The organism is Kitasatospora sp. NPDC093558 (assembly GCF_040683475.1).
Classification (GTDB): Bacteria; Actinomycetota; Actinomycetes; order Streptomycetales; family Streptomycetaceae; genus Kitasatospora.
In genome coordinates, this window is the sequence record NZ_JBFBDY010000024.1 from 1 (window position 1) to 24,882 (window position 24,882).

The 24,882-nt window shown below is 73.2% G+C and carries 22 protein-coding genes and 2 tRNA genes; 15 read left to right on the plus strand and 9 right to left on the minus strand.

The features are described 5' to 3' along the window. The first annotated feature begins 196 nt into the window (after positions 1 to 196). The 6 genes from AB0O00_RS04970 (at position 197) to pyrE (ending at position 6,989) form a co-directional block, all read left to right on the plus strand. Positions 197 to 751, plus strand: a complete 555-nt coding sequence (locus AB0O00_RS04970) for a YbjN domain-containing protein (protein WP_363648693.1) — start codon at positions 197 to 199, stop codon at positions 749 to 751. A 122-nt stretch (positions 752 to 873) separates the two neighbouring features. After that, a complete protein-coding gene (locus AB0O00_RS04975) occupies positions 874 to 2,034 on the plus strand; it encodes a pyridoxal phosphate-dependent aminotransferase (RefSeq protein ID WP_363648694.1) in 1,161 nt (386 codons plus the stop codon). A 492-nt stretch (positions 2,035 to 2,526) separates the two neighbouring features. Continuing rightward, positions 2,527 to 3,057: a DUF2617 family protein gene (locus tag AB0O00_RS04980; RefSeq protein ID WP_363648695.1), complete on the plus strand. Its 531-nt coding sequence runs from the start codon at positions 2,527 to 2,529 to the stop codon at positions 3,055 to 3,057. 253 nt (positions 3,058 to 3,310) lie between these two features. Further along, positions 3,311 to 4,831: a polyamine aminopropyltransferase gene (locus AB0O00_RS04985; RefSeq protein WP_363648719.1), complete on the plus strand. Its 1,521-nt coding sequence runs from the start codon at positions 3,311 to 3,313 to the stop codon at positions 4,829 to 4,831. 523 nt (positions 4,832 to 5,354) lie between these two features. Next, positions 5,355 to 6,329 carry a hypothetical protein gene (locus AB0O00_RS04990; RefSeq protein WP_363648696.1) on the plus strand — a complete coding sequence of 325 codons (975 nt, stop codon included), beginning with the start codon at positions 5,355 to 5,357 and terminating at the stop codon, positions 6,327 to 6,329. Positions 6,330 to 6,452: 123 nt separating this feature from the next. After that, a complete protein-coding gene (gene pyrE / locus AB0O00_RS04995) occupies positions 6,453 to 6,989 on the plus strand; it encodes an orotate phosphoribosyltransferase (protein ID WP_363648697.1) in 537 nt (178 codons plus the stop codon). A gap of 112 nt (positions 6,990 to 7,101) precedes the next feature. Here the strand turns inward: pyrE and AB0O00_RS05000 are convergent, their stop codons facing one another. Further along, positions 7,102 to 7,815, minus strand: a complete 714-nt coding sequence (locus tag AB0O00_RS05000; RefSeq protein ID WP_363648698.1) for a VTT domain-containing protein — start codon at positions 7,813 to 7,815, stop codon at positions 7,102 to 7,104. A gap of 320 nt (positions 7,816 to 8,135) precedes the next feature. On the opposite strand from AB0O00_RS05000, the gene fbaA reads away from it, so the two are divergent. Next, complete coding sequence (fbaA, locus tag AB0O00_RS05005) at positions 8,136 to 9,158, plus strand: class II fructose-bisphosphate aldolase (protein ID WP_363648699.1); 1,023 nt, start codon at positions 8,136 to 8,138, stop codon at positions 9,156 to 9,158. A gap of 90 nt (positions 9,159 to 9,248) precedes the next feature. Here the strand turns inward: fbaA and AB0O00_RS05010 are convergent, their stop codons facing one another. Continuing rightward, positions 9,249 to 9,668, minus strand: a complete 420-nt coding sequence (locus AB0O00_RS05010) for a DUF3151 domain-containing protein (RefSeq protein WP_363648700.1) — start codon at positions 9,666 to 9,668, stop codon at positions 9,249 to 9,251. Positions 9,669 to 9,786: 118 nt separating this feature from the next. Here AB0O00_RS05010 and AB0O00_RS05015 point away from each other — a divergent pair, with 118 nt between their 5' ends. Beyond that, the gene (locus AB0O00_RS05015) at positions 9,787 to 10,674 is read left to right on the plus strand and encodes a DUF3152 domain-containing protein (protein WP_363648701.1); all 888 of its coding nucleotides are present in this window, start codon (positions 9,787 to 9,789) and stop codon (positions 10,672 to 10,674) included. 94 nt (positions 10,675 to 10,768) lie between these two features. Here the strand turns inward: AB0O00_RS05015 and AB0O00_RS05020 are convergent, their stop codons facing one another. The 4 genes from AB0O00_RS05020 to purS all read right to left on the minus strand — a co-directional run bounded on the left by AB0O00_RS05020 (position 10,769) and on the right by purS (position 14,854). Continuing rightward, positions 10,769 to 11,581 (minus strand): sterol carrier family protein, encoded by an 813-nt coding sequence (locus tag AB0O00_RS05020; RefSeq protein ID WP_363648702.1) that lies wholly within the window; start codon positions 11,579 to 11,581, stop codon positions 10,769 to 10,771. A gap of 65 nt (positions 11,582 to 11,646) precedes the next feature. Further along, the gene (purL, locus tag AB0O00_RS05025) at positions 11,647 to 13,902 is read right to left on the minus strand and encodes a phosphoribosylformylglycinamidine synthase subunit PurL (protein ID WP_363648703.1); all 2,256 of its coding nucleotides are present in this window, start codon (positions 13,900 to 13,902) and stop codon (positions 11,647 to 11,649) included. Further along, positions 13,902 to 14,603 carry a phosphoribosylformylglycinamidine synthase subunit PurQ gene (purQ, locus tag AB0O00_RS05030; RefSeq protein WP_363648704.1) on the minus strand — a complete coding sequence of 234 codons (702 nt, stop codon included), beginning with the start codon at positions 14,601 to 14,603 and terminating at the stop codon, positions 13,902 to 13,904. The genes purL and purQ overlap by 1 nt, the downstream gene beginning before the upstream one ends. Then, positions 14,600 to 14,854: a phosphoribosylformylglycinamidine synthase subunit PurS gene (gene purS / locus AB0O00_RS05035; RefSeq protein ID WP_030278336.1), complete on the minus strand. Its 255-nt coding sequence runs from the start codon at positions 14,852 to 14,854 to the stop codon at positions 14,600 to 14,602. Before purS ends, purQ begins: the two co-directional genes overlap by 4 nt. 466 nt (positions 14,855 to 15,320) lie before the next feature. On the opposite strand from purS, the gene AB0O00_RS05040 reads away from it, so the two are divergent. The 7 genes from AB0O00_RS05040 to AB0O00_RS05070 all read left to right on the plus strand — a co-directional run bounded on the left by AB0O00_RS05040 (position 15,321) and on the right by AB0O00_RS05070 (position 20,037). Next, a complete protein-coding gene (locus AB0O00_RS05040; protein ID WP_030304494.1) occupies positions 15,321 to 15,638 on the plus strand; it encodes an Lsr2 family protein in 318 nt (105 codons plus the stop codon). A 153-nt stretch (positions 15,639 to 15,791) separates the two neighbouring features. Continuing rightward, positions 15,792 to 15,864 (plus strand) — tRNA-Gly (locus AB0O00_RS05045). A 39-nt stretch (positions 15,865 to 15,903) separates the two neighbouring features. Continuing rightward, a tRNA-Gly gene (locus AB0O00_RS05050) sits at positions 15,904 to 15,976 on the plus strand. A 166-nt stretch (positions 15,977 to 16,142) separates the two neighbouring features. Beyond that, entirely contained in the window at positions 16,143 to 17,168 is a 1,026-nt protein-coding gene (locus tag AB0O00_RS05055) for an ABC transporter ATP-binding protein (RefSeq protein ID WP_363648705.1), read from the plus strand. Continuing rightward, a complete protein-coding gene (locus AB0O00_RS05060; RefSeq protein ID WP_363648706.1) occupies positions 17,165 to 18,016 on the plus strand; it encodes an ABC transporter permease in 852 nt (283 codons plus the stop codon). Before AB0O00_RS05055 ends, AB0O00_RS05060 begins: the two co-directional genes overlap by 4 nt. Positions 18,017 to 18,140: 124 nt before the next feature. Further along, positions 18,141 to 19,370, plus strand: coding sequence for a histidine kinase (locus AB0O00_RS05065; protein ID WP_363648707.1), 1,230 nt, complete (start codon positions 18,141 to 18,143; stop codon positions 19,368 to 19,370). Positions 19,371 to 19,416: 46 nt separating this feature from the next. Continuing rightward, positions 19,417 to 20,037, plus strand: a complete 621-nt coding sequence (locus AB0O00_RS05070) for a response regulator transcription factor (RefSeq protein ID WP_363648708.1) — start codon at positions 19,417 to 19,419, stop codon at positions 20,035 to 20,037. Between the two features lie 66 nt (positions 20,038 to 20,103). On the opposite strand, the gene AB0O00_RS05075 is transcribed toward AB0O00_RS05070, so the two are convergent. The 3 genes from AB0O00_RS05075 to AB0O00_RS05085 form a co-directional block, all read right to left on the minus strand. Next, a complete protein-coding gene (locus tag AB0O00_RS05075) occupies positions 20,104 to 21,003 on the minus strand; it encodes a phosphoribosylaminoimidazolesuccinocarboxamide synthase (protein WP_363648709.1) in 900 nt (299 codons plus the stop codon). 137 nt (positions 21,004 to 21,140) lie between these two features. After that, positions 21,141 to 22,694, minus strand: a complete 1,554-nt coding sequence (locus AB0O00_RS05080; protein WP_363648710.1) for a N,N-dimethylformamidase beta subunit family domain-containing protein — start codon at positions 22,692 to 22,694, stop codon at positions 21,141 to 21,143. 217 nt (positions 22,695 to 22,911) lie between these two features. Next, a complete protein-coding gene (locus AB0O00_RS05085; RefSeq protein ID WP_363648711.1) occupies positions 22,912 to 24,471 on the minus strand; it encodes a hypothetical protein in 1,560 nt (519 codons plus the stop codon). Positions 24,472 to 24,882 lie beyond the last annotated feature (411 nt).

The following is a 24,882-nucleotide window of genomic DNA, read 5'->3' on the forward strand; positions in this document are numbered from 1 at the left end:
GGCCGCCGCTCCCCCGGGGCGGCGGCCCGTCCGCACGCAGGGGAAACGCCACCTCCAGGGGCCGGTACACCGCCCGGTACGAAGATCGGCGGACGGCCGGGTACCCCTGTGAGGCGCGCCCCGGATGAGGCAGGATGGAAGGTGGAAAGGGCGGCCTCTCTTGCCGGCCACCACGTGCACCGAGGAAGAGGACCCCATGAGCATCGACCCGTCGTCCATCCCGTCGTTCGGCGTCCCCCAGGGCGGACAGCCCGGCGGACAGGGACGGCCGGCCGGCCCGCCGCCGATCGTCGTCCCGGACCAGGCCCTGGTGACCCAGCTGCTCGACCAGATGCAGCTCAAGCACGTCGTGGACGAGGAGGGCGACCTCACCGCTCCCTGGGAGGGCTTCCGCGTCTACTACATGTTCCGCGGCGAGCAGAAGGAGCTCTTCGCGGTGCGCGCGTTCTACGACCGCGCGTACCCGCTGGAGAAGAAGGGCGAGATCCTCGACCTGATCGACGAGTGGAACCGCGAGACCCTCTGGCCGAAGGTCTACACCCACACGCACGAGGACGGCGTGGTCCGCCTGATCGGCGAGGCCCAGATGATCGTCGGCACCGGCGTCAACCTGGACTACTTCGTCACCACCACCGCCAACTGGACCCAGGCCTCGGTCGGCTTCGAGCAGTGGATCGTCGAGCGCCTCGGCCTGCAGGACGACATCGAGGACGGCAAGGGCGAGGCCCCCGAGGGCACCGACGAGGCCTGATCTCCTCCCCCGCACGTCTGGGACGGCCCGCCACCGCACGCACGGTGGCGGGCCGTCCTTGTCCCGGGCCCCCGCCTACCCCAGGATGGCTCCGACGACGAGCTGTGTGAGGAGCCTTCCGCATGGGAACAAGGCCGCTGCTGAACCGCCGACTGGCCGGGATGGGAACGACGATCTTCGCCGAGATGTCCGCCCTGGCCACCGCCACCGGCTCGATCAACCTCGGCCAGGGGTTCCCCGACACCGACGGGCCCGAGGAGGTCCGCGAGGCCGCCGTACGGGCGCTGCGCGAGGGCCGCGGCAACCAGTACCCGCCCGGCCCCGGCGTCCCGGAGCTGCGGGCCGCGATCGCGGAGCACCAGCAGCGTTTCTACGGCCTCGCGTACGACCCCGACACCGAGGTGCTGGTCACCGCCGGCGCCACCGAGGCCATCGCCGCCGCCCTGCTCGCGCTGCTGGAGCCCGGCGACGAGGTGATCGCGTTCGAGCCGTTCTACGACTCGTACGCCGCCTGCATCGCGATGGCCGGCGCCGCGCGCGTGCCGCTCACCCTCCGGGCGCCCTCGTTCCGCCCCGACCTGGACGAACTGCGCGCCCTGATCACCCCGCGCACCCGTCTCCTGCTCCTCAACACCCCGCACAACCCCACCGGCACCGTCCTCACCGCCGACGAGCTCGCGACGATCGCCGCCCTCGCCGTCGAACACGACCTCCTGGTGATCACCGACGAGGTCTACGAACACCTGGTCTTCGGCGCCGCCCACCACCCCATCGCCGCCCTGCCCGGCATGCGGGAGCGGACCTTGGCCATCTCCTCGGCCGGCAAGACCTTCTCCTTCACCGGCTGGAAGGTCGGCTGGGTGACGGCCACCCCGGCCCTCGTCTCGGCCGTGCGCACCGCCAAGCAGTACCTGACGTACGTCAGCGCGGGCCCGTTCCAGTACGCCGTCGCCGAGGCGCTCGGCCTCCCCGACGCGTACTTCGACACCTTCCGCGCCGACCTGCTGCGCAAGCGCGACCTGCTCGCCGAGGGGCTCTCCGCGGCCGGCTTCCGCGTCTTCAGCCCCGAGGGCACGTACTTCATCACCACCGACATCACGCCGCTCGGCGAGAAGGACGGCATCGAGTTCTGCCGCACCCTGCCCGAGCGCTGCGGCGTCGTCGCGATCCCGAACGCCGTGTTCTACGACAACACGGACGCCGGGCGCAGCCTGGTCCGCTTCACCTTCTGCAAGCGGGACGACGTGCTCACCGAGGCGGTCGCGCGGCTCCAGCGGCTCTGACGACGACGTTCCCGGCGACGATCCCGATGGGCCCGATGATCCTGATGATTCGTCAACTCGCCTTCCATATAAGCATCGTTGATGCAATCTGATGTCCGAGGGGAAATCCCCCGTGCCTCCCAGGCACACACCGCCGCCCGCCGGATCCACCACCCGGCGGGCGGCGGCGCATCCGGCGCACTGCCCGCGCACAACCCGCGCGCACGGCGCACAACCCGGAGCATGGGGCGCACGCTGTGCAAACTCGCACACCGGGTCGATCAGAGCCGGGAAGCAGGTGTGCTCGAAACGGTGAATGCTTGACAAAGTTGGGTAAATCACCGACGGACCCGGCGTATTCATGCTTCTCTGCTGCTGAATCTCCAGCCGGAATCCTTCCTTCCACGGTCGGCCGCGCCCAGGGCCGCACAGCCACGAACAGCCTCGCCATCGCCTAGGCCTAGTCGCTGCTGCTTCGGTGGGCGCGCACGGAGCTGAAACGCGGAGCCGAGCATGCTCACCACACTGCAGACCTCCTACACGGACACCCGCGCCGGTGACCTGGCGTGGTGCCTGGGCGGCGACCCGCTGCCCGCTCTCGCAGTCCGCGACCTGAGACTCGACGGCAACGGCCGCGCCGGCACGACCGGCACCCTCCAGCTGCGGCTGCTCGGCGCCTCGCACCAGGTGGTCATCGCGGCCGGCCCGGGCGAGTGCCTGGAGACCGTCGCCTGCCTGCCCGGCCGCCGCACCCCGCTGCCCGCCCGGGTGGCCAAACAGGTGGGCGGCTGGGAGTACGAGTTCGCCGCCCGCATCGAGGTGCTCCCGCCGCACGACTTCGCGGCCCGCGCCCAGGAGCTCCTGGCCCTCGTCGAGGGCCACCCGCGCGGCCTGGCCGGGATCTTCCCGGGCGACCCGAGCGCCTTCACCGCGCTGGTCACCCAGGGCGGCGCGGACCGGCTGCTCTGGCGCACCTGGCACGCCTACCCGCAGGAGGGGCAGCTGGTCTGCACCCGCTCGTCGCTCGTGGTCGCGCAGCCGTGAACCACACCGGCCCGGCGGGCGGCGACGAACCTGCGATAGCCCTTGAATCGCACGCAGGAACGATTCGTCAACTGGGCGTCCCGCACAGTCCGTCGGATGGGTGCAGCTATCCGTCCCGCCCGTCGCCTAGCGTTTGTTCGTGATCAATCATCCAGCCGGTCCGCCCACGCACCCGGGCGTCGACCTCGACGACGACAGCCCACCCCGGCCCGGGCGGAACCTCACCCCGCTGCCCGCCCGCCGCCGGTCCCGGCTGCGCTCCCGCCCCCGGCTGGCCCGCTTCACCGTCCTGCTGGCCGCGTTCGTCTGCGCGGCCTGCGGACTCGTCTACGAGCTCGAACTCGTCGCGCTCGGCGACTACCTGCTCGACGACACCGTCACACAGACCTCGGTCGTGCTCTCCGTCATGGTCTTCGCGATGGGCCTCGGCTCGCTGCTCGCCAAACGCCTCACCCGCCGCCCCGCCACCGCCTTCGCCCTCGTCGAGTGCGCCCTCGCCCTCACCGGCGGGCTCTCCGTCCTCGCCCTGTACTCCTGCTGGGCCTGGACCGGCCGCTACCAGCCCGCCATGGTCGGCCTCACCTGCCTGATCGGCATCCTCATCGGCGCCGAGATCCCGCTCCTCATGACCCTCATCCAGCGCATCCGCCGCGAGGACGCCGGCCGGGCCGCGGCCGACCTCTTCGCCGCCGACTACGTGGGCGCGCTCATCGGCGGCCTCGCCTTCCCGTTCGTCATCCTCCCCGGCCTCGGCCCGGGCACCGGTGCCCTCGTCACCGGCGCCGTCAACGCCGTCTCCGGGGCCGCCGTCGTGCTCTGGCTCTTCCGGGAGGAACCGGCCCCCCGGATACGACTGCTGCTCTGGGCCGCCTGCGGCCTCGTCCTCGCCCTCCTCGCCGGCGCCGCCGCCGGCTCCGACGCCATCGAGGACGCCGCCCGGCACGCGCTCTACGGCGCCGACGTGCGCTACGCCACCCGCAGCCGCCAGCAGGAGATCGTCCTCACCGGGCCCGCCGAAGGCCCGCTGCGGCTCTACCTCGACGGCCGGCTCGCCGTCTGCGGGCCCGACGAGTACCGCGGCAACGAAGCCCTCGTCCACCCCGCGATGGCCGCCGGACCGGACGCCCGCGTGCTCCTCCTCGGCGGCGGCGACGGACTCGCCCTGCGGGAGGTCCTGCGGCACGGCGGGGTCCGCGGCGTACAGGTCGTCGAGCCCGACCCCGCCCTCACCGCGCTCGCCCGCACCGACCCCGGCCTCGCCGCCCTCGCCGGGCACTCCCTCGACGACCCCCGGGTCCGCACCACCGCCGCCGACCCCCTGGAGTGGCTGCGGCACTCCCCCGCCGACCGCCCGTACGACGTCGTCCTCGCCGACCTGCCGGCCCCGGACGACGGCGGGCCGGTCAAGTTCCACTCCCAGGAGTTCTACGGCCTCGCCACCCGGTTGCTCGCCCCCGGCGGCCGCCTCGCCGTCCGCGCCGGCGCCGACGCACACGGGCTGTGGCAGACCGAATCCGGGCTCCGGGCGGCCGGCCTGCGGACCGTCCCGTACGCCGTCCAGGGCCCCGCCACCGCGAGCTGCCGGACCGGAGCGACGGAGGGCACCCAGCACTTCCTCCTCGCCGCCGAAGCCGAGCCACCCCTCACCCTCGCCCCCGACGCCCCCCCCCCCCGCGCCATCACCCCCGCCACCCTCCACACCTCCACCACCCACCTCACCGCCCTCCGCCCCCCACACCCCCCAGCCGCACTGAGCCTGCTGGGCCCCCGCTGAGGAGGGTCCGACGAGAAGGACCAGCCCGGCACTCCCCGCACAGAAAGTCGGCCACGTCGACTTCCTGCGCAGGTAGCCCCGGGAAGAACCTGCCGATGGCAGCGGAGCGACACCGGGCCGCCACACGCCGGCGAACGGACCGGCGGGCACCGCGCAGGAAGTCGGCCACGTCGGCTTCCCGCGCAGGCGGCCCCCGCCAGGAACCTGCCGATGACGGCCGAGTGACACCGCGCCGCCACACGCCGGCGAACCGGCTGGCGGGCACCGCCCAGGAAGTCGGCCACGTCGACTTCCCGCGCAGAAGCGCAGCAGCACGAGCACCTGCGCGAGTGACCGGGCTGGTGGCAGTCGGGCCGCAGCTGTGGTCCGACGGCGGCATCCACCGGGCCGGGGGCGGATGGGTCGGCGGGGCCGAGGCGGCGGGGGTGTGAGGCGCTTGTGCGGGCGGGGTTGGTGGGGGTGGGGGAAACCGGGTGGGCGGTAGGTGGGGACCGGGTGGGGTTGGGTCGGTAGGCTCCGTGGCATGGAGCATGAGGTTGTCGTCCCGATGGCTGCCGAGCTGGTGCGGCAGGCGCTGCAGGATCCGGCTGTGCTGGCCCGGAGTGTCCCGGGGCTGAGCACCGAGCCGACGGCCGTCGGCGGTGGGCCGGCGGAGGAGATCGCGGGCCGGCTGCGGGTGCGGATCGGCGGCTCCACCATCACCTACAAGGGCGTGCTGTCGCTGATCGAGGGCCGCGAGGGCGTGCTGACCGTCCTCGCCGAGGGTCAGGAGGCCCGCGGCACCGGCGAGGCGACGGCCACCGTCCGGGTGAGCGTCACGGCCGGGGCCGACGAGGGCACCTCCGTGGTCCGCTTCACCGGCGACCTGAGCGCCACCGGCCGCCTCACCGAGTGCGACGACGAGACCCTCGCCGCCACCGGCCGCCGCCTGCTGGACCGGTTCGCCACCGCTCTCGTCTCCCCGGACGAGGCGACGGACGACGAAACCGAAACCGAGACCGGGACCGAGGCGCAGGCGGACACGGAGAGCTCGGAGGACGAGGGCAGCGTCGTGTTCATCGAGGAGCACCAGGACCACCCCGGCGACGACCTCGACGACGACCTCTCCGACCTCATCGCCTTCTCCGACGCCGACGCCGAACGCTTCGGCCTTCCCACCGGCGGCGACGACGAGCACGAGGACGCGGTGGCCGAGGAGCTGCCCGCCGAGCTGCCGTTCGAGTACGAGGAGGAGCCCGCGCTGACCGGCCCGGTGCGTCGCAGCATCGTCGGCCGCTCCGCCGAGGAGGTCGACCACGCCCCGCCGCGCGGCCGCTACGCCCCCGCCCTGCCGGCCCGCAGCGCCCGCGCCCGCGCGGCGTCCCGCTGGGGCGGCGACGCCGGCGGGATCGTCGTGCCCGGCCCGGGCGGCCGCAGCGCGATGCCGTGGGTGATCGGCGGCGGGGTCGCCCTGCTGGGCGGCGCCGTGGTGCTGGTGCGGGCACTGCGCCGCAAGTAGGACGCCGGGTCGGGGCTTTCCTCAGCCCCGTCGTCTCAGCCCCCGTCGTCCACCCGGCGCAGGGCGTGTCCGCGGCTTGCCTGGCGGGCAGGGGGCCGGCCGCAGGGCCTAGACTGAACGCTCATGAGCAACGACCGCGACGCCCTGCTGGCACAGATCAAGGACAAGGCCGTCGTGCACGGCAAGGTCACCCTTTCCTCCGGCAAGGAGGCCGACTACTACGTCGACCTGCGCCGGATCACGCTGGACGGCGTGGCCGCCCCGCTGGTCGGCCGGGTGATGCTGGACGCGACCTCCCACCTGGACTACGACGCCGTCGGCGGGCTGACCCTGGGTGCCGACCCGGTCGCCGCGTCGATGCTGCACGCCGCCGCCGCGCAGGGCCGGACGCTGGACGCCTTCGTGGTCCGCAAGGCGGGCAAGGCGCACGGGCTGCAGCGCCGGATCGAGGGCCCGGACGTGAAGGGCCGCCGGGTGCTGGCGGTCGAGGACACCTCCACCACCGGTGGCTCGGTGCTGACCGCCGTCGAGGCGCTGCGCGAGGCGGGCGCCGAGGTGGTCGGCGTCGCGGTGATCGTCGAGCGCGGTGGCGCCGCCGCCGTCGAGGCGCAGGGCCTGCCCTACGTGACCGCCTACACCGCGGCCGACCTGGGTCTGTAACCCACAGAACGCGAACCCGCAGAACGCGAGAGGGGCCCGGTCCCGTCCCACGTGTTTCACGTGGAACAAGGACCGGGCCCCTTCTGCCGTCCGGCCGTCCGGCCGTCCGGACTCAGCCGCGCCGGTGGCGTCCGCCGCTCTGGGCGGCTTCGCCCGCGGCCTCGACGCCGCCCGCCTTCTTCTTCTTGCGCTCCCGCAGGACCTCGATGAGGATCGGCGAGACCGACAGCAGGACGATCAGCAGCACCGCCGGGATCAGGTACTTGTCGATCACCGGGGCGAGTGCGTCGCCGAAGAAGTAGCCGATCAGCAGCATGGACTCGGTCCACAGCACGCCGCCGATGACGTTCCACAGGAAGAACGTCCGGGCGGGCATCTCCAGGGTGCCCGCGACCGGGTTGAGGAAGGTGCGGACGATCGGCATGAAGCGCGCCAGTACGACGGCCTTGCCGGGTCCGAACTTGGTGAAGTACTCCTCCGCCTTCATCACGTACTCGCGGCGGAAGATCTTCGAATCGGGCTTGTCGAACATCTTGGGCCCGACCTTCGCCCCGATCAGGTGCCCGAGCTGGGCGCCCGCGATCGCCGCGATCGGGGCGCCGGTGAGCAGGAGCGCGATCGGCAGCTTGGCGCCGTCGCCGAGCACCGACGAGGCGGCGTTCGAGGCGGCGACGCCGGCGATGATCAGGAGCGAGTCGCCCGGGAAGAAGAACCCGACCAGCAGGCCGGTCTCCGCGAAGATAATCGCGAGAAGCCCGATGGCGCCGAGGGACGAGATCAGTTGTTTGGCGTCGAGCAGGTTGACGGCCAGCTGGTTGTAGTCCACGGGCGCAGGATAGCGGTCGTACCTTGACGGCGGACTCCGCCCGGGCTCCCTACCGCCTTCCCGCGGCCCCCCCGGGAGGCGTTCCGACTGGCGGGCTCCTGCTGACCTGCGCGCACGAGTCTGGGAAGATGACACAGGCGTCCGGTCCGCGGTCGCAAAACACCCTCGTTGTCTGCCGCGGTGGTCGCCCCGAACCTTGGTACCGGTGTGCCGGACCGCAGAGCCGCGCGTCGGCGGCCGGTACCCCGGAGTCGTCACGAAGGCGTACCCAGCGTCGGACATCACCGTCCGTACGCCGCAACCCGACAGGAGCGGATCGCATGCCCATCGCAACTCCCGAGGTCTACAACGAGATGCTGGACCGGGCCAAGGCGGGCAAGTTCGCCTACCCGGCCATCAACGTCACCTCGTCGCAGACCCTGCACGCCGCGCTGCGCGGTTTCGCCGAGGCCGAGAGCGACGGCATCATCCAGATCTCGACCGGTGGCGCGGAGTTCCTGGGCGGCCAGCACAACAAGGACATGGTGACCGGCGCCGTCGCGCTCGCCGAGTTCGCCCACATCGTGGCCGCCAAGTACGACATCACCGTCGCGCTGCACACCGACCACTGCCCGAAGGACAAGCTGGACGGTTACGTCCGTCCGCTGCTGGCGGTCTCCGCCGAGCGCGTCGCCAAGGGCCGGAACCCGCTGTTCCAGTCGCACATGTGGGACGGCTCGGCCGAGACCCTGGCCGACAACCTGGCGATCGCCCAGGAGCTGCTGGCCCAGGCCGCCGCCGCCAAGATCATCCTCGAGGTCGAGATCACCCCGACCGGCGGCGAGGAGGACGGCGTCACCCACGAGATCAACGACGAGCTGTACACCACCGTCAACGACGCCGTGCGCACCGCCGAGGCGCTGGGCCTGGGCGAGAAGGGCCGCTACCTGCTGGCCGCCTCGTTCGGCAACGTGCACGGCGTGTACAAGCCGGGCAACGTCGTGCTGAAGCCGGAGCTGCTGCGCGAGCTGCAGGACGCGATCGGCAAGCAGTACGGCAAGACCGACCCGTTCGACTTCGTCTTCCACGGCGGCTCGGGCTCGACCGCCGCGGAGATCGCCACCGCGCTGGAGAACGGCGTCGTGAAGATGAACCTCGACACCGACACCCAGTACGCCTTCACCCGCCCCGTCGCGGCGCACATGTTCCAGAACTACGACGGCGTGCTGAAGGTCGACGGCGAGGTCGGCAAGAAGAACACCTACGACCCCCGCACCTGGGGCAAGCTGGCCGAGGCCGGCATGGCCTCCCGCGTGGTCGAGGCCGCGCAGCAGCTGCGCTCGGCAGGCAACCGCCTGAAGTGAGCCCGGTAGCGGCGCCGATCCCGGCGGCGTGAACGTCGGTGCCCCCGGTGGTCCGTCCACCGGGGGCACTCTCGTATCGGGGGGGGGCGGCTACTGCTTGAGCGCCTCGTACGCCTCTTCGCTGCTGTCCTTCAGGAACTGCCAGCAGCGGCTCTCCTCCTCCGTCTCCTTGATCGCGCCGGCCGCGCGGGCCAGCGCCGCCAGGCAGCGCAGGAAGCCGCGGTTGCCGCGGTGCTCCCACGGCACCGGCCCGTGGCCCTTCCAGCCGTTGCGGCGCAGCGCGTCCAGGCCGCGGTGGTAGCCGGTGCGGGCGTAGGCGTACGACTCGACGTAGCGGCCGGCCGCGTAGGCGTCGTCGGCGAGCATGGCCCAGGCCAGGCAGAACGTCGGGAAGTCGGCCGCGACCTGGGTCGGCGAGGCCGACTCCTCCGCGAGCATGCGGTAGGGCTGCTCGTCCTCCGGCAGGAGGGTCGGTTCGGGGCCGTCGAGAAGGTTCCTGTGGATCGCCATGGAGTGCAGTCTGCCATCCGAGCCGCTGGGGTCAACCGTCGTCGGATGATCGGACCGGGCGGGGAGTTGCATACCGGGTATATGGACATTCACCCGTTCTCCATGTCAGGGTGTCGAGGTGCCCGCAGCTCGAACCGCCCCGCGCAAGCGCGCCAGCGCCGGCCGCAGACGCCGTCCGCCGCGGCGCCGTATGGGCCCCGCGCTCCTCGTGGCGCTCGTCGCCGCCGTGGCCGTCCTGTCCACGGCAGTCGTCGTGCTGATGGACCGCCACTCCGCCGCGCCCGCGACCGGCCCGACGGCGCAGGCCCGGGTCGTGCCGTCGGCCGAGCTGAGCGCCTCCGGTCCGACGCCCGCGCCCACCCCGGCGGACACCCCGACACCCACGGCCACGCCGACACCGACGCCCACACCCACGCCGACCCCCACCGCGCCCGACCCGGGCCCCGCCAAGGGCGACGGGACGTTCACGATCGCCCCCGCCACCGCCCAGGCGGTCGGGAAGGGCAACGTCCGGCGCTACCGGGTCGAGGTCGAGGACGGCATCGGGATCGACCCGACGGCCGCCGCCACCCAGATCCACGGCATCCTCGGCGACCGGCGCGGCTGGACCGCCGACCGGAAGAACGGCTTCCAGCTGGTCGCGAGCGGCCAGTACGACTTCACCGTGAAGATCGCCTCGCCCGCGACCGCGGACCGGCTCTGCGGCGCCGCGGGACTGGACACTCACGGCGAGGTGAACTGCGACGTCGGCAGCCAGGTGATCGTCAACTCCAAGCGCTGGAACACCGGTTCACCACAGTTCGACGGCCCGCTGGACGAGTACCGGGCACTGATCGTCAACCACGAGGTCGGCCACCGGATCGGCCACGGCCACGAGACCTGCCCCGGCCCGGGCAAGCCCGCGCCCGCGATGATGCAGCAGATCTACGGGCTCAAGGGCTGCACCCCCAACGCCTGGCCGTACTCGGCGGACGGTACGTACCTGGGCGGGCCCTCGGTGCCGTGAACCCGGCGGTCCCGTACCGGCGTTGAGCACCGACCGGCACCCGCGTCGCCGCCGGGATCGGGGCCGGCCGGCTGACGTAGCCCTGCTGGACGGGTCAGCCGAGGACCGGCAAGTACGCGCTCAGGTCGCTGCGTTCGCCCGAGGCCGACACCGCGGCGGCGTCCAGCGCCGCGGCCCAGGCGGTGCGGCCGGTGGCGAGCCGGATCCAGGTCAGCGGGTCGGTCTCGACCACGTTGGGCGGGGTGCCGCGGGTGTGCCGCGGCCCCTCGACGGCCTGCACGACGGCGTACGGCGGGATCCGCAGCTCGACCGCCCCGCCGGGGGCCCGGGCCGCCAGGGCGTCGGCGAGCAGCCGGGTGACGGCCGCGACGGCCTGGCGGTCGTGCGGGAAGGCCTCGGGGCCGAGGGCGTCGGCCAGGTCGTCGGCGTGCACGACCGTCTCGACGAGCCGGGTGACCAGCATGTCGGCGAGCGTCATCGAGCCGAGCCCGATCTCGAACCGCCGGTCCGGGTCGGCGGCTTCGGGCCGCTCCAGCAGCCCGGTCAGCGCGTCGGCGGCGCGCCCGAAGGCCTCCGCCACCGCGGCCGGGGCCCCGGCGAAGTCCGCCGCGGCGTGCTCCCTGGCCTGCTCGTCCAGCAGCGGCGCGACCGTTCCGACGGCCGCCACCCACCCGGTCAGGTCCAGCGGCGGGCGCCCCTGGAGCGGATCGTCCAGGTGCGCGGGGACGTAGTCGAGCTGGACGGCGAGGTGCGCGAGCAGCTCCCGGACCGTCCACTCGCCCACCCTGGTCGGCAGGTTCAGCTGCTCCGCGGTGAGGCCGGACACGGCGGTGCGCAGCGCCCCGGTCTGGGCGGCGAGCGCGGCGCGGACCTTCTGCGGCTGGTACGTGCGGGACTTGGGAGGCATGCGGCTCAAGATACGCCCAGGGGCGGACGGTTCAGAACGAACCGCCCGCCCCTCGAGACGCCGCGTCAGGCCAGCAGGGCCTCGATGACGCCGGTGTGGGCGTCCTTCAGCTCGGCCAGCGTCACGCTGAACTGCCCCTGGACGTCGATGCTGTCGCCGTCCACGACACCGATCCGGGTGGCCGGCAGGCCCCGGGCGGTGCACATGTCGTTGAACCGGAGCTCCTCGCTGCGCGGCACCGCCACGACGGCGCGGCCGGCCGACTCGGAGAACAGGAACACGAACGGGTCCGTGCCCTCGGGCACGATGATCCGCGCGCCGTGGCCGCCCTTGAGGCAGCTCTCCACGAGCGCCTGGCCGAGGCCGCCGTCGGAGAGGTCGTGCGCGGCGTCGATCATGCCGTCGCGCGAGGCGGCGATCAGGATGTCGCCGAGCAGCCGCTCGCGCTCCAGGTCGACCTTGGGCGGCAGGCCGCCGAGGTGGTCGTGGACGACCTGGGACCAGGCCGAGCCGCCGAGCTCGTCCGCCGTGTCGCCGAGCAGGTAGAGCAGCTGCCCCTCCTCGGCGAAGGCGACCGGGGTGCGGCGGGTCACGTCGTCGATGACGCCGAGCACCGCGACCACGGGGGTCGGGTGGATGGCGACCTCGCCGGTCTGGTTGTACAGCGAGACGTTGCCGCCGGTGACCGGGGTGCCGAGGGTCAGGCAGGCGTCGGCCAGGCCGCGGGTGGCCTCGGCGAACTGCCACATGACGTCCGGGTCCTCGGGGGAGCCGAAGTTGAGGCAGTCGGAGACGGCGAGCGGCTTGGCGCCGCCGGCCGCGACGTTGCGGTAGGCCTCGGCGAGGGCCAGCTGGGCGCCGGTGTACGGGTCCAGCTTGGCGTAGCGGCCGTTGCCGTCGGTGGCGACCGAGACGCCGAGGTTGGTCTCGTCGTCGATCCGGATCATGCCCGAGTCCTCGCCGTGCGAGAGCACGGTGTTGCCGAGCACGTAGCGGTCGTACTGGTCGGTGATCCAGGACTTGGAGGCCTGGTTCGGGTGGCTCGCGACCTTCAGCAGGTCGGCCTTGAGGCCCTCGCCGGTGGTCGGGCGGGCCAGCCGCTCGGCGGTGGGGGCGGCGGCCTGCAGCGCGTCCTGCCAGCTCGGGCGGGCGTAGGGGCGCTGGTAGGTCGGGCCCTCGTGGGCGACGGTGCGCGGCGGCACGTCGACGACGAGCTCGCCGTGCCAGAAGATCTCCAGGCGCTCGCCGTCGGTCACCTCACCGATGACGTTGGCGATGACGTCCCACTTCTCGCAGATCTCCAGGAAGCGGGCGACCTTGTCCGGCTCGACGATCGCGCACATGCGCTCCTGCGACTCGCTCATGAGGATCTCCTCCGGCGAGAGCGTGTTGTCGCGCAGGTGCACGGTGTCGAGGTCGACCCGCATGCCGCCGGAGCCGGCCGAGGCCAGCTCGCTGGTGGCGCAGGACAGACCGGCGCCGCCGAGGTCCTGGATGCCCTTGACGAGCTTCTCGCCGAAGATCTCCAGGGTGCACTCGATGAGGAGCTTCTCCTGGAACGGGTCGCCGACCTGGACGGCCGGGCGCTTGGCCGGCTTGGTGTCGTCGAAGGTCTCGGAGGCCAGCACCGAGACGCCGCCGATGCCGTCGCCACCGGTGCGGGCGCCGTACAGGATGACCTTGTTGCCGGCGCCGGAGGCCTGCGCGAGGTGGATGTCCTCGTGCTTCATGACGCCCACGCACAGCGCGTTGACCAGCGGGTTGCCCTGGTAGCAGGAGTCGAAGACGACCTCGCCGCCGATGTTCGGCAGGCCCAGGCAGTTGCCGTAGCCGCCGATGCCCGCGACGATCCCGGGCAGCACGCGCCGGGTGTCCGGGTGGTCCGCCGCGCCGAACCGCAGCGGGTCCATGACGGCGACCGGGCGGGCGCCCATCGCGAGGATGTCGCGCACGATGCCGCCGATGCCGGTGGCCGCGCCCTGGTAGGGCTCGATGTACGACGGGTGGTTGTGCGACTCGACCTTGAAGGTGACCGCGTAACCCTGGCCGACGTCCACCACACCGGCGTTCTCGCCGATGCCGACGAGCATCGCGTCGGAATCGGGCTTCTTCTCGCCGAACTGCTTCAGGTGGACCTTGCTGCTCTTGTACGAACAGTGCTCCGACCACATGACCGAGTACATGGCGAGTTCCGCCCCGGTGGGGCGGCGGCCGAGAATCTCCCGGATCCGCGCGTACTCGTCCTCCTTGAGGCCGAGTTCGGCCCACGGCTGGGCCGCGTCCGGAGTCTGCTCGGCGTTCTTGACGGTGTCGAGGCTCATCAGGCGTTCACCAGCTGCTTCAGGACGGAAGTGAAGAAGCCCAGGCCCTCGGTGGTCGGACCGGTGAGCGGCTCCACGGCGTGCTCCGGGTGCGGCATCAGGCCGACGACATTGCCGGCGGCGTTGGTGATGCCGGCGATGTCGCGGTACGAACCGTTCGGGTTACCGTACCCATCAGCGGCGTTGCCGCGGGCGAGGTACCGGGCGACCACGCGGCCCTCGGCCTCCAGCTCGTCCAGCACGTGCGCGTCCGCGACGAAGCGGCCCTCGCCGTTCTTCAGCGGAACCACGATTTCCTGGCCCGCCGAGTAATCCCGGGTCCACGCGGTGCCGGCGTTCTCGATCCGCAGCTTCTGGTCGCGGCAGACGAAGTGCAGCGAGTCGTTGCGGGTGAGCGCGCCCGGCAGGAGGTGCGATTCGCACAGCACCTGGAAGCCGTTGCAGATACCGAGGACCGGCATTCCGAGCTTGGCCTGCTCGATGATGGTGGTCATGACCGGCGAGAAGCGGGAGATCGCCCCGCAGCGCAGATAGTCGCCGTAACTGAAGCCTCCCGGCAGGACGACGGCGTCGACCTGGTGGAGATCCTCGTCACGGTGCCAGAGGGAGACCGGCTCGGCGCCGGCCAGCCGGACCGCGCGCTGTGCGTCGCGGTCGTCGAGGGATCCGGGGAAAGTGACGACGCCTACGCGGGTGGTCACTTCGCCGCCTCCTCGACCCGGACGGTGAAGTCCTCGATCACGGTGTTGGCGAGAAAGGTCTCGGCGGCTTCGCGGATACGGGCGAGCGCGGCGTCGTCGACCGGACCCTCCAGTTCCAGCTCGAAACGCTTGCCCTGGCGGACGTCGGCGATCCCGGTGAATCCGAGACGGGGCAGTGCGCGCTGCACCGCCTGTCCCTGGGGGTCGAGGATCTCCGGCTTGAGCATGACGTCGACTACGACGCGTGCCACTGGCACTCCCGGTGGTGTCTTCGTGAGGCGGGGGAACTCCAGACTACCGGTGGTTTCGGGCGGGATTGCTGGCCGGGGAGAGCGACGCGCGTAGACCCGGGACCCTTACGCCACAAGGGATCCGTCGGCCCCCGCCCCCACCCCCGGCACCCGATTTCAGCGGATTGGGCGGCCCGGCGGAGAACCCCCGAAGAACACCCGAATACGGCACTCCGGGACAGAACCGCCCGTCCCGCGCCCCGGTATCCGCAAGTCCCACGAAGAGACGTGAATATCCGGAAAAGAATGCCGGACTCTTCGATTTCGACCAGCTTCGGGTGCAGAATAGGGCCACCTGTCGCGGCAAGTGCTGCGTATCCGGCGGGCCACCAGGCCTGCCCGTATGCGCTTGCGCGAGTGGTGCACATCAGGCCCCGGGGCGCACCCCGCGCGCCGAAGGCCGAATTGCCCGAGAGGATTGACACCCATGGCACAGCGTGTAGTTGTCACGCTCTCCGACGACCTGGACGGCGGCGCCGCCGCGGAAACCGTCCACTTCGGCGTCGACGGGAAGTCGTACGAGATCGACCTGTCCGTGGACAACGCGGAAAAGCTGCGGGAGGCCCTCGCCCCGTTCGTCGCTGCCGGACGGCGGCAGAGCCGCACCGGAAAGTCGTTCCGCCGCACCGCGCTGACCCCCGACCCGGCGGCGGTCCGCGCCTGGGCCCAGTCGCGCGGAATGGAGCTGCCGGCCCGCGGGCGCATCCCCAAGCACGTGTACGAGGCGTTCGCCGAGGCGAACTGACCCCGTCGGGGACGTCCGGCGCGAGCCGACGGCCCCGCGGTCGCCCTGCCCGCCGAAAGGGTGGGGCGACCACCCCGAACGATGCTGTAGAGTATTCCTCGTCGCCGCAACGGAGAGATCCGAAGAGGCGGCGGGTGCCCCACCAGGCACCATGCGGACGTGGCTCAGTTGGTAGAGCATCACCTTGCCAAGGTGAGGGTCGCGAGTTCGAATCTCGTCGTCCGCTCGCAGTGCGCGAGCACAGCACAACTCAATAGTTTGACCTGCGGACGTGGCTCAGTTGGTAGAGCATCACCTTGCCAAGGTGAGGGTCGCGAGTTCGAATCTCGTCGTCCGCTCCGAAACGAAGGGCCCCCTCGATCGAGGGGGCCCTTCGGCATTTCCCCAGCGCGCCGGCCGGGCCGGTGACCGATGACATTTGTCATCGCCGACCCGTGGATCCGCATCCCCTTCCGATGACGGCGCGCACTGACCGCGCGGGCCGGGCGGCGGAAGGCTGGAGCCATGGAAACGCGCCAGCCCGCCGGCTCCTCCGGCCCCGTGATCGAGGTCACCGACCTCCAGCGCCATTACGGCTCCGGCACCACCGGCTACCACGCCGTCCGCGGCGTCGACCTGACCGTCGGCCGCGGCGAGCTCTTCGCCCTGCTCGGCACCAACGGGGCCGGCAAGACCTCCACCATGGAGCTCGTCGAGGGCCTGGCCGCGCCCAGCGGCGGCACCGTCCGGGTGCTCGGCCACGACCCGTACCGGGAGCGCGACGCGCTCCGCCCGCGGATCGGGATCATGCTCCAGGAGGGCGGCTTCCCCGGCGAGCTCACCGTCGCCGAGACCGGCCGCACGTGGTCCGGCCTGACCAGCGGTGCCCGTCCGGTCGAGGAGGCGCTGGAGCTGGTCGGCCTCGGCCACCGGCGCGACGTGCGGGTCAAGCAGCTGTCCGGGGGCGAGCGCCGCCGGCTCGACCTCGCGATGGCCCTGCTCGGCCGGCCCGAGGTGCTGTTCCTGGACGAGCCCAGCACCGGCCTCGACCCGGAGGCCCGCGCCGCCGTCTGGCGGCTGGTCCGCGAGCTGCGCGCCCAGGGCACCACCGTGCTGCTCACCACGCACTACCTGGAGGAGGCCGAGGAGCTGGCCGACCGGCTGGCGATCATGCACGGCGGCCGGGTGGTCACCACCGGCACCGTCGCCGAGGTGATCGCCGGACGGCCGTCCCGGATCGGCTTCGAGCTGCCCGCGTTCACCGGCGCCTCGCTCCCGCTGCTGGCCGGGGCCGAGGTCACCGTCGACGGCCGCAAGGTCACCGTGCAGACCTCCGCCCTCCAGCGGGACCTCCACGAGCTGCTCGGCTGGGCCCACCACCACGGCGTCGAGCTCGGCGCCCTGGATGCCCGCAGCGCCTCGCTGGAGGAGGCCTTCCTCGCGATCGCCTCCGAGGCCGCCCACCAGGACGAGCCGCAGCCGCCCGCCCCCGCCTCGCGCACCTCCCGCACCTCCCGCACCTCCCGCCGCCTGATCGGATCCGCCCGATGACCACCGCCGTCCCCACCAGCGCCGCCCCCGCCTCCCCCGCCGCCGTCGGCCCGCGGAGCACCGCCCTGCGCCGCCTGGCCTCGCTCGGCCGCTCCGAGGCCACCCTGCTGCTGCGCAACCGCTCGGCGCTGTTCACCGCCCTGCTGCTGCCGGTGCTGATGATCGCCAGCCGCCGCGGCATACTGAAGCAGCAGGCCTCGTCCCACCCCGGCCTGGACGTCGACACGCTGCTGATCGTCGGCACCGTCGGCGGCATCCTGGCCTTCGTCGTCTACTACAACCTGACCGCCGCGTACGTCGGCCGCCGCAACGAGCTGGTGCTCAAGCGGCTGCGCACCGGCGAGGCCCGGGACCTGGAGGTCCTGGCCGGCACGGCGGTGCCCTCGGTGAGCCTCGCGCTGCTGATGAGCGCGGTCGTCGCGGGCGGCGGCGCCGCCTTCCTGCACCTCGGCGCCCCGGTGAACCCGCTGCTGCTGGCCGCCGGACTGGTCCTGAGCATCGGCACGATGATGGCGCTGGCCGCGCTCACCAGCGCCTTCACCAAGACCGTCGAGACGGCCGGCATCACCACCCTCCCCGTCCTGCTGGTCTCGCAGTTCGGCTCCGGCCTGTTCATCCCGCTGGAGGTCATGCCCGACCGGGTGGCCGACTTCTGCCGGGTACTGCCCACCACCCCGGGCTTTCAGCTGATCCGGATCGGCTGGACGGGCGGCGACGGCTCGGCCGCCGCGACCGGCTTCGGCGGCACCTGGGCCACCGCCGCGCCGTACCTCGTCACGGGCGCCGTGTGGCTGGGCCTCGCGGTCTGGGGAGCCGTCAAGTACTTCCGCTGGGAGTCCCGCCGCTGACTCCCCCGACGGAACCCCCGGCGGATCCCCCGACGGGCGGCTCCAGGAATCCGAAGGACATCTCCCCCCACCTCCTCTGATAAGAAGGCAGCGACACGATCGTGACCGAATGGGGAGAAATCCGATGGGGGTCCGGGGGCCGATCCGCCGCTGGAAGGGCTACGGCAAGCCGAAGCGCGCCGAGCTGTACTTCCGCTGGTCGCTGTACCTGATGGCGTGGATGATGCTGCCGATCAACCTCCTGGTCAGCGCCTCCCCCTCGAACCTCCCGCACTACGGGACGGCCATCCAGGTCTCGCTGGTCCTCTCGCTCGCCTCCACGCTGGTCACGCTCCGGGCCTACCGCACCGCGCTCGACCACTACCTGAAGCGGCCCGCCGAGTACCGGCGCTGGCTGATCGTCAACGTCGTCCTGACGGCGGTCGGCTGCTGGAGCGTCCTGCTGCTCGGCCCGTCCACCGGCGGGCCGGTGAACCCCCACGCGCCGCCGTTCACCGCGGTCGTCGCCGCCGCCCTGGTGGGCGCGGCGACCGGTCCGGCGTCCGTCGCCCTCTCCCTGCCCAAGGCCTTCGTCACCGGGTTCGGACTGTTCCTGCTGATCGCCCCCGCGATGGTGCTGGCCGGGATCGACTCCGGCACCACGGTCGGGACGGTGGTCGGAGGGGCGATCGGCACGTGCTTCCTGATCGGCAGCTGCCGCAGCTTCGCCTGGGTGACCGCGGTCGTCTGGGAACTGGACGCCGCCCGCGAGGCGCAGTCCCGGCTGGCCGTCGCCGAGGAGCGGCTGCGCTTCTCCCGCGACCTGCACGACGTCATGGGCCGCAACCTCACCACGATCGCGCTCAAGAGCGAGCTCGCCGTCCAGCTCGCCCGCCGGGAGCGCCCGGAGGCCGCCGACCAGATGGCCGAGGTGCAGCGGATCGCCCAGGACTCGCAGCGCGAGGTCCGCGACGTCATCCGCGGCTACCGCACCGCCGACCTGCACGCCGAGGCGATCGGCGCCCGGGCGGTGCTGCGCTCCGCCGACGTCACCTGCGAGATCGACCTCGGCGACGAGGCGGACCGGCTGCCGCCCCCGGTCCAGTCGGTGCTCGGCTGGGTGATCCGCGAGGCCACCACCAACGTGCTGCGGCACAGCGAGGCCGCGCACTGCCTGATCCGCCTGCGCCGGGAGGACGGCCGGGCGGTGCTGGAACTGGAGAACGACGGCGTGCCGGAGGTCCCGCTGCCCTCCCAGGGCGGCGGCACCGGGCTGCGCGGGCTCCGCGAGCGGCTGGCCGCCCACGACGGCGAGCTGACCGTCCCGACGGCCGCACCGGGCACCTTCCGGATGCTCGCGGCCGTACCGCTGTGAACCCCGTCACCGCGGTGAACCCCGTCACCGCCGAGGAGGCCCACCGATGACCGAGACCCCGCCCGTCCGCGTCCTGCTCGCCGACGACGAGCACCTGATCCGGGGCGCGCTGGCCGCGCTGCTGTCGCTGGAGGACGACATCGAGGTCGTCGCCCAGGCCGGCTCCGGCCCGGAGGCGCTCGCGATGGGCCAGGCGCACCGGCCCGACATCGCGGTGCTGGACCTCCAGATGCCAGGTCTGGACGGCATCGAGGTGGCCACCGAGCTGCGCCGGCTGCTGCCGGACTGCCGCTGCATGATCGTCACCGGCCACGGCCGCCCCGGCTACCTCAAGCGGGCGCTGGAGGTCGGGGTGCGCGGCTTCCTGCCGAAGACCGTCTCGGCGGCCGACCTGGCGGGGATCATCCGGACCGTCCGGGCCGGCGGCCGGTACGTCGACCCGGAGCTCGCCGCGGACGCGATCAGCGCCGGCGAGACGCCGCTGACGCCGCGCGAGACCGACGTCCTGGAGCTGGCCGCGGACGGCACCCCGATCGCCGAGATCGCCGCGCGGGCGGCGCTGTCGCAGGGCACCGTCCGCAACTACCTCTCCTCGGCGGCCACCAAGCTGGGCGCGGAGAACCGGCACGCGGCGGTGCGGATCGCCCGCGAGCACGGCTGGATCTAGGGTCTGGCCGCACACTCCCGCCTGCGTGGCGGCGACCGACCCTCGTGCCCGCGGGCCGGGCGCGGCTCAGGCCCAGGTGGTGCCGGTGAGGCGCTCGTACACCTCGACGTACTTGGCCCGGGTCTGCTCGACGACCTCGGCGGGCAGCGCCGGCGGCGGCTCCTCGCTGTAGCGGTCCCAGCCGGAGGCCGGGGAGACCAGCCAGTCGCGGATGAGCTGCTTGTCGAAGGAGGCCTGCGAGCGGCCCGGCTCGTACGCGTCGGCCGGCCAGTAGCGCGAGGAGTCCGGGGTGAGCACCTCGTCGCCGATGATCAGCTCGCCGTCCAGCAGGCCGAACTCGAACTTGGTGTCGGCCAGGATGATGCCGCGGTCGCGGGCGATGTCCCGGGCGCGGGCGTAGACGTCGAGGGTGGTGCGGCGGACCTGGTTGGCCAGCTCGACGCCGATCCGGCGGGCGGTCTCCTCGTAGGGGACGTTCTCGTCGTGCTCGCCGACCTCGGCCTTGAGCGCCGGGGTGTAGATCGGGGCGGGCAGCTCGGAGCTGTTCACCAGGCCCTCGGGCAGGGCGATGCCGCAGACCGTGCGGCTCTCCTCGTACTCGGTCAGGCCGGAGCCGGCCAGGTAGCCGCGGGCGACCGCCTCGACCGGGATCATGTCCAGGCTCTTGCAGATCAGCGTGCGGCCCTTCCAGTCGGCGGGCGCGCCGACCGGGACCTCGGTGGAGATCACGTGGTTGGGCACGATGTCGGCGATCCGCTCGAACCACCACAGGGAGAGCTGGGTGAGGACGCGGCCCTTGTCGGGGATCTCGTTCGGCAGCACCCAGTCGTGGGCGGACATCCGGTCGCTGGCCACCATGACCAGCTCGCCCGACTCGGTGCGGTAGAGGTCGCGCACCTTGCCGGTGTGCAGGTGGACCAGGCCGGGTACCTGGACCGGCTCGGGCTTGGTGACAAATCCGCTCAAGGTGTCTCAGTCCTCAGGGGTCGTTCACGGGCGTGGGCCACCAGTCCAGCGGCCAGGCCGTGCGAAAGGGGAGGTCACTGCCCCCGCAGTCTTTCACGAACGCTCCCGGCGGCCTCCCGGGCCTTGCGGCGCCGGGCTCAGGGCCCGTTCTTGCAGAGCCGGTCGAGCAGGTTCGCGGTGGCGCGCTGGACGCGCTCGTCGGTGAGCCCGGGGCGGCCCAGCGCGGGCGACCACGCGAAGGTGCCCGCCGCGAAGACGTACGCGCCGCTGGGCGCGCGGTAGAGCGAGGTCTCCTGGTAGCGGGTGCGGCCGGCGAGGTCCCGGTACGGGGAGTGGGCCAGCAGGACGCGCTCGGTGTTCTCGGGCAGCGCCACCTTCGGGTAGTAACGGTCGGCCTCGCCGGCCACCAGGCCGGGCACCTCGTCGCCCTCCTGGAGGCCGGTGCCGTCCCACAGCCAGTGCGCGGTGTGCCGGGCGATCAGCGGGGCGGGCGCGGCGACCCGGCCCGAATACTGCACGCCGAGCAGGTGCTGCTCGGGCTCGCCGGCGTCCCGCCACAGGGCGCTCGCGGCGCCGGGCGCACCGGCCGCCGGACTGCCCGGCCGGACCTTCTGCCGCTTGCGGCAGTTGAGCAGCCGGTTGGGCTCGCCGGAGGCGGCGGCGGTCAGCTCGACCCGCCAGTACATGGTGTTGGCGGACAGGAAGACCAGCGAGGTACCGCCGTCCCTGGCCCGCTCGGCGGCGCGGCGCATCGGCTCGGACCAGTACTCGTCGTGGCCGGGGAAGACCAGCGCCCGGTGCCGGGCCGGATCGACCAGGCCGGCGTGCAGGTCGGTGGCGGTCGCGTAGGCGAGGTCGTAGCCGTAGCGCTCGGCCCAGCGGATGAAGTCGTAGGCGTGGCCGACGTGCAGCGGCAGCCCGGCGGTGGCGTGCGGGCGGTCGAAGGAGACGGTGACGGCCGCCTCCGCCTCCCCGACCAGCCCGCCCTGGCCGTCCCACGCGTGGTAGAGGCTCGCGCCGCTGCGGCCGTCCTCGGGGAACAGGTTGTAGGCCTGCCAGGTCACGTCGGGGACCACCAGGAGCAGTTCGGCGGCGTGCTCCTGGTCCTCGAAGTCCCGTACGGTGAACGGGATGTGGCTGCGGTGCAGCATGTCCGCGGTGGTCAGCACGGCGACGTACGCGCCGGGCCGCCAGTGGGTGGGGATCTGCAGCCGCCAGGAGTGCCACCAGTGGTGGCAGGAGACCGTCCGGCCGACCACCAGCGGGGCGGGCTGGGCGAGGCCGGCGATGAGCGGGCTGGACGTCATGTGGCGGGCGCCGTCGCCGCCGTAGTGGCCGATCCGGTAGACGTCCACGGTGAACTCGCGGGGCGGGTTGACGGTGACCCGGAAGTCCACCGAGCCGCCGGGGCGGATCACGCCGGCGGAGGCGAAGCCCTTGATCTGCTGGACGACGTCGTCGGCGCTGCGCGGGGTGCCGACCGGCGGCCTGGGCCGGGCGCCGGCGGCCAGCGGGCGCTGGCCGGGGGCGTCCACGGACACGTACCAGGGCACGGTGCCCTCGGCGTCGGCCAGGTCGGCCAGGTACTCGTCGGGGCTGCGCAGCCAGGGCAGCGGGCCTTGGCCGAAGGGGTCGGAGGCGCTGTAGGCAAGCGTTCCGGACTCCCAGCGGCGGTTGAGTTCGGTACCCACGCGCCCCTCCCAGGTGGACTCCCCTCCGGCCCGGCACGTGCCCCCCGGATGTGCGTGCGGTCTAATACACCACACAGTGCTGGCGCAGCGTCACCCCGCGGTAGCAATTGGTGGCGACAATCTCGGGCCCGCCGATGCCGGGCCCTCCGGCCTGCGGAGACGGTCGCCCCCGGGCCCGGCCGGGGGCGCGTGGAGGACGGCCGAGCGCCGCTGTCGATCAGAGCCGGACGGGCTTCTCCAGCCGGACGTCGGTGGCGTCGAGCCAGGCGCGCAGCGGGCCGTCCTGGCCCTGCTCGACGGCCTGGGCGACGGGCGCGGCGAGGTCGGTGCGCCGGACGCCGCGGATCAGCAGGACGGGGCCGTCCAGCCAGTCCAGGCCGGGGGTGGCGCCCGCGGTGTCCACGGCGGCGCAGCAGACCATCGCGGTGACGTGGTCGACCAGCAGGTCGCGGCCGCTGCGGACGGGTTCGAGCAGCGGGGCCGGGGCGGTGGTGCGGGCCAGCTCGGCGGCGAGGGCGGCGGCCAGCTGTTCGCCGTCGCCCTCGGCGAGGCGGACCAGCAGCCGGGTGAGCGTCGGGGCGCCGGGGCGGGCCTGCGGGGCGAGGCGGTCCAGGGCGCTCTGCAGGGCGGCGGCGCGGGCCCGCCAGCCGGCGTCCACGACGTCGGCCGGGTAGTCGGTCCACTCCACCTCGTGCCAGGCGCCGGCGGCCGGGTGGCCGAAGAACAGCTCGGCGGCGAGCCGGGAGACCGCCCGGTCGACGGTGCCGGGCTCCTCCAGCAGGTCGCAGGCGGGGCGGTCGCCGAGCCGGGTCCCGTAGCCGTCGGCCAGCCGGTCGCGCCGGGACAGCTCGGTGAGGGCGGCGACCACGCCGGCGTTGAGGTGCGCGGGGTGGCGGCCGAGCCGCCAGGCGGGCAGCGCGACCCGGGTGAGCAGGCGGTCCCAGCCGGCGTAGGCGAGGCCGACCTGCTCCTGGGCGGCGATCCGCAGGCCGTAGTCGACCGTCCTGGCCTGCTCGGAGGCCCAGCTCGCGACGGACCGTTCCAGCTCGGCCGCGTGGCCGCGGCAGGCGCCGAGGAGGCGGCGGGTGATCCGGTCGGTGAGCAGGGCCGGGCCGCGGCGCGGCGCCCGGGGCGGGCCGGCCAGGACGGCGCCGCCGAGCCCGGCCGGGGACGGGCCGGTGTCCAGGCTGGCGTCGAGGCTGCGCAGGAAGCGGCGGGCGGCGGCGATCTCCGGGTCCGCGGCGGCGGCGGTGCCGGCCACGACGGGCGCGAGGAGGGCGCGGAGCTCGTCGGCCCGCATCCACCACAGGAACGGCGAGCCGATCACGAGGACGGGTGCGGGCGGCTCGTGCCGGGGGCGGGGCGGGTGCGCGGGCGAGAGGTCCTCCAGCCAGCTGTCGCAGTCCGGGGTGAGCGCGATGGCGGAGGGCGCCGGAACGTCCAGCCGGTCGGCGAGCTCGTCGATCAGCCGGTACAGCTCGGGGGCCTCGGTGCGCTCCAGCGGGACGGCCGGGGTGCGCGGCGGGACGGCCCGGCGGTAGGCGCGGGCGGCCAGGCCGGCCACCAGGAGGGCGAGCGCGGCGACCGCGCCGACCGCCCAGCGGGCGACGTCCCAGCCGGCCGCGTCGGAGGCGCCGGGCGCGCCGATCCGGCCGGTGAACCGGCCGGCCAGCAGGACCACCGCGACGGCGGCGGGCACGGCGGCGGTGGCCAGGGCCAGTCCGCGGATCCGCAGGACGGCCTGGGCGTGTGCGCGCGCGGTGTCGGCAGCGGCCATACGGTGCGGCACCCCCTTCGGAGCCCTCGGACGCCCGCTGACGGGCCTCCTGAGCCGACTCGAAACGATCAGTTCCGACCGGGAAGCGGTGGTGTCCGATCCCGGTAGTGCATGCTGTGTGGCGCTTCTGCCATGTTCGACGCCCCGGTCCGGGTGGGTGTTCCGGAACGCCCCGGTTTCCACTCGTCCCGGTGACGCCGTCCGGATTCCGGACGCCCGCGACCGGTCCGGTGCGAAGCGCCGGGCGACCGCGACCGGTCCGGTGCGAAGCACCCGGGCGAACGCCCGGCCGGACGCCGTCCAGCATCCCCCCGCGGGACCGCCGCTACCCGGCGGCGACCCCAGCGCGCGGCCACGGCGCGGTGCGATCCAGCGCACCATAAGGCCGGGCGGCGGGTTACGTCAGCCGGA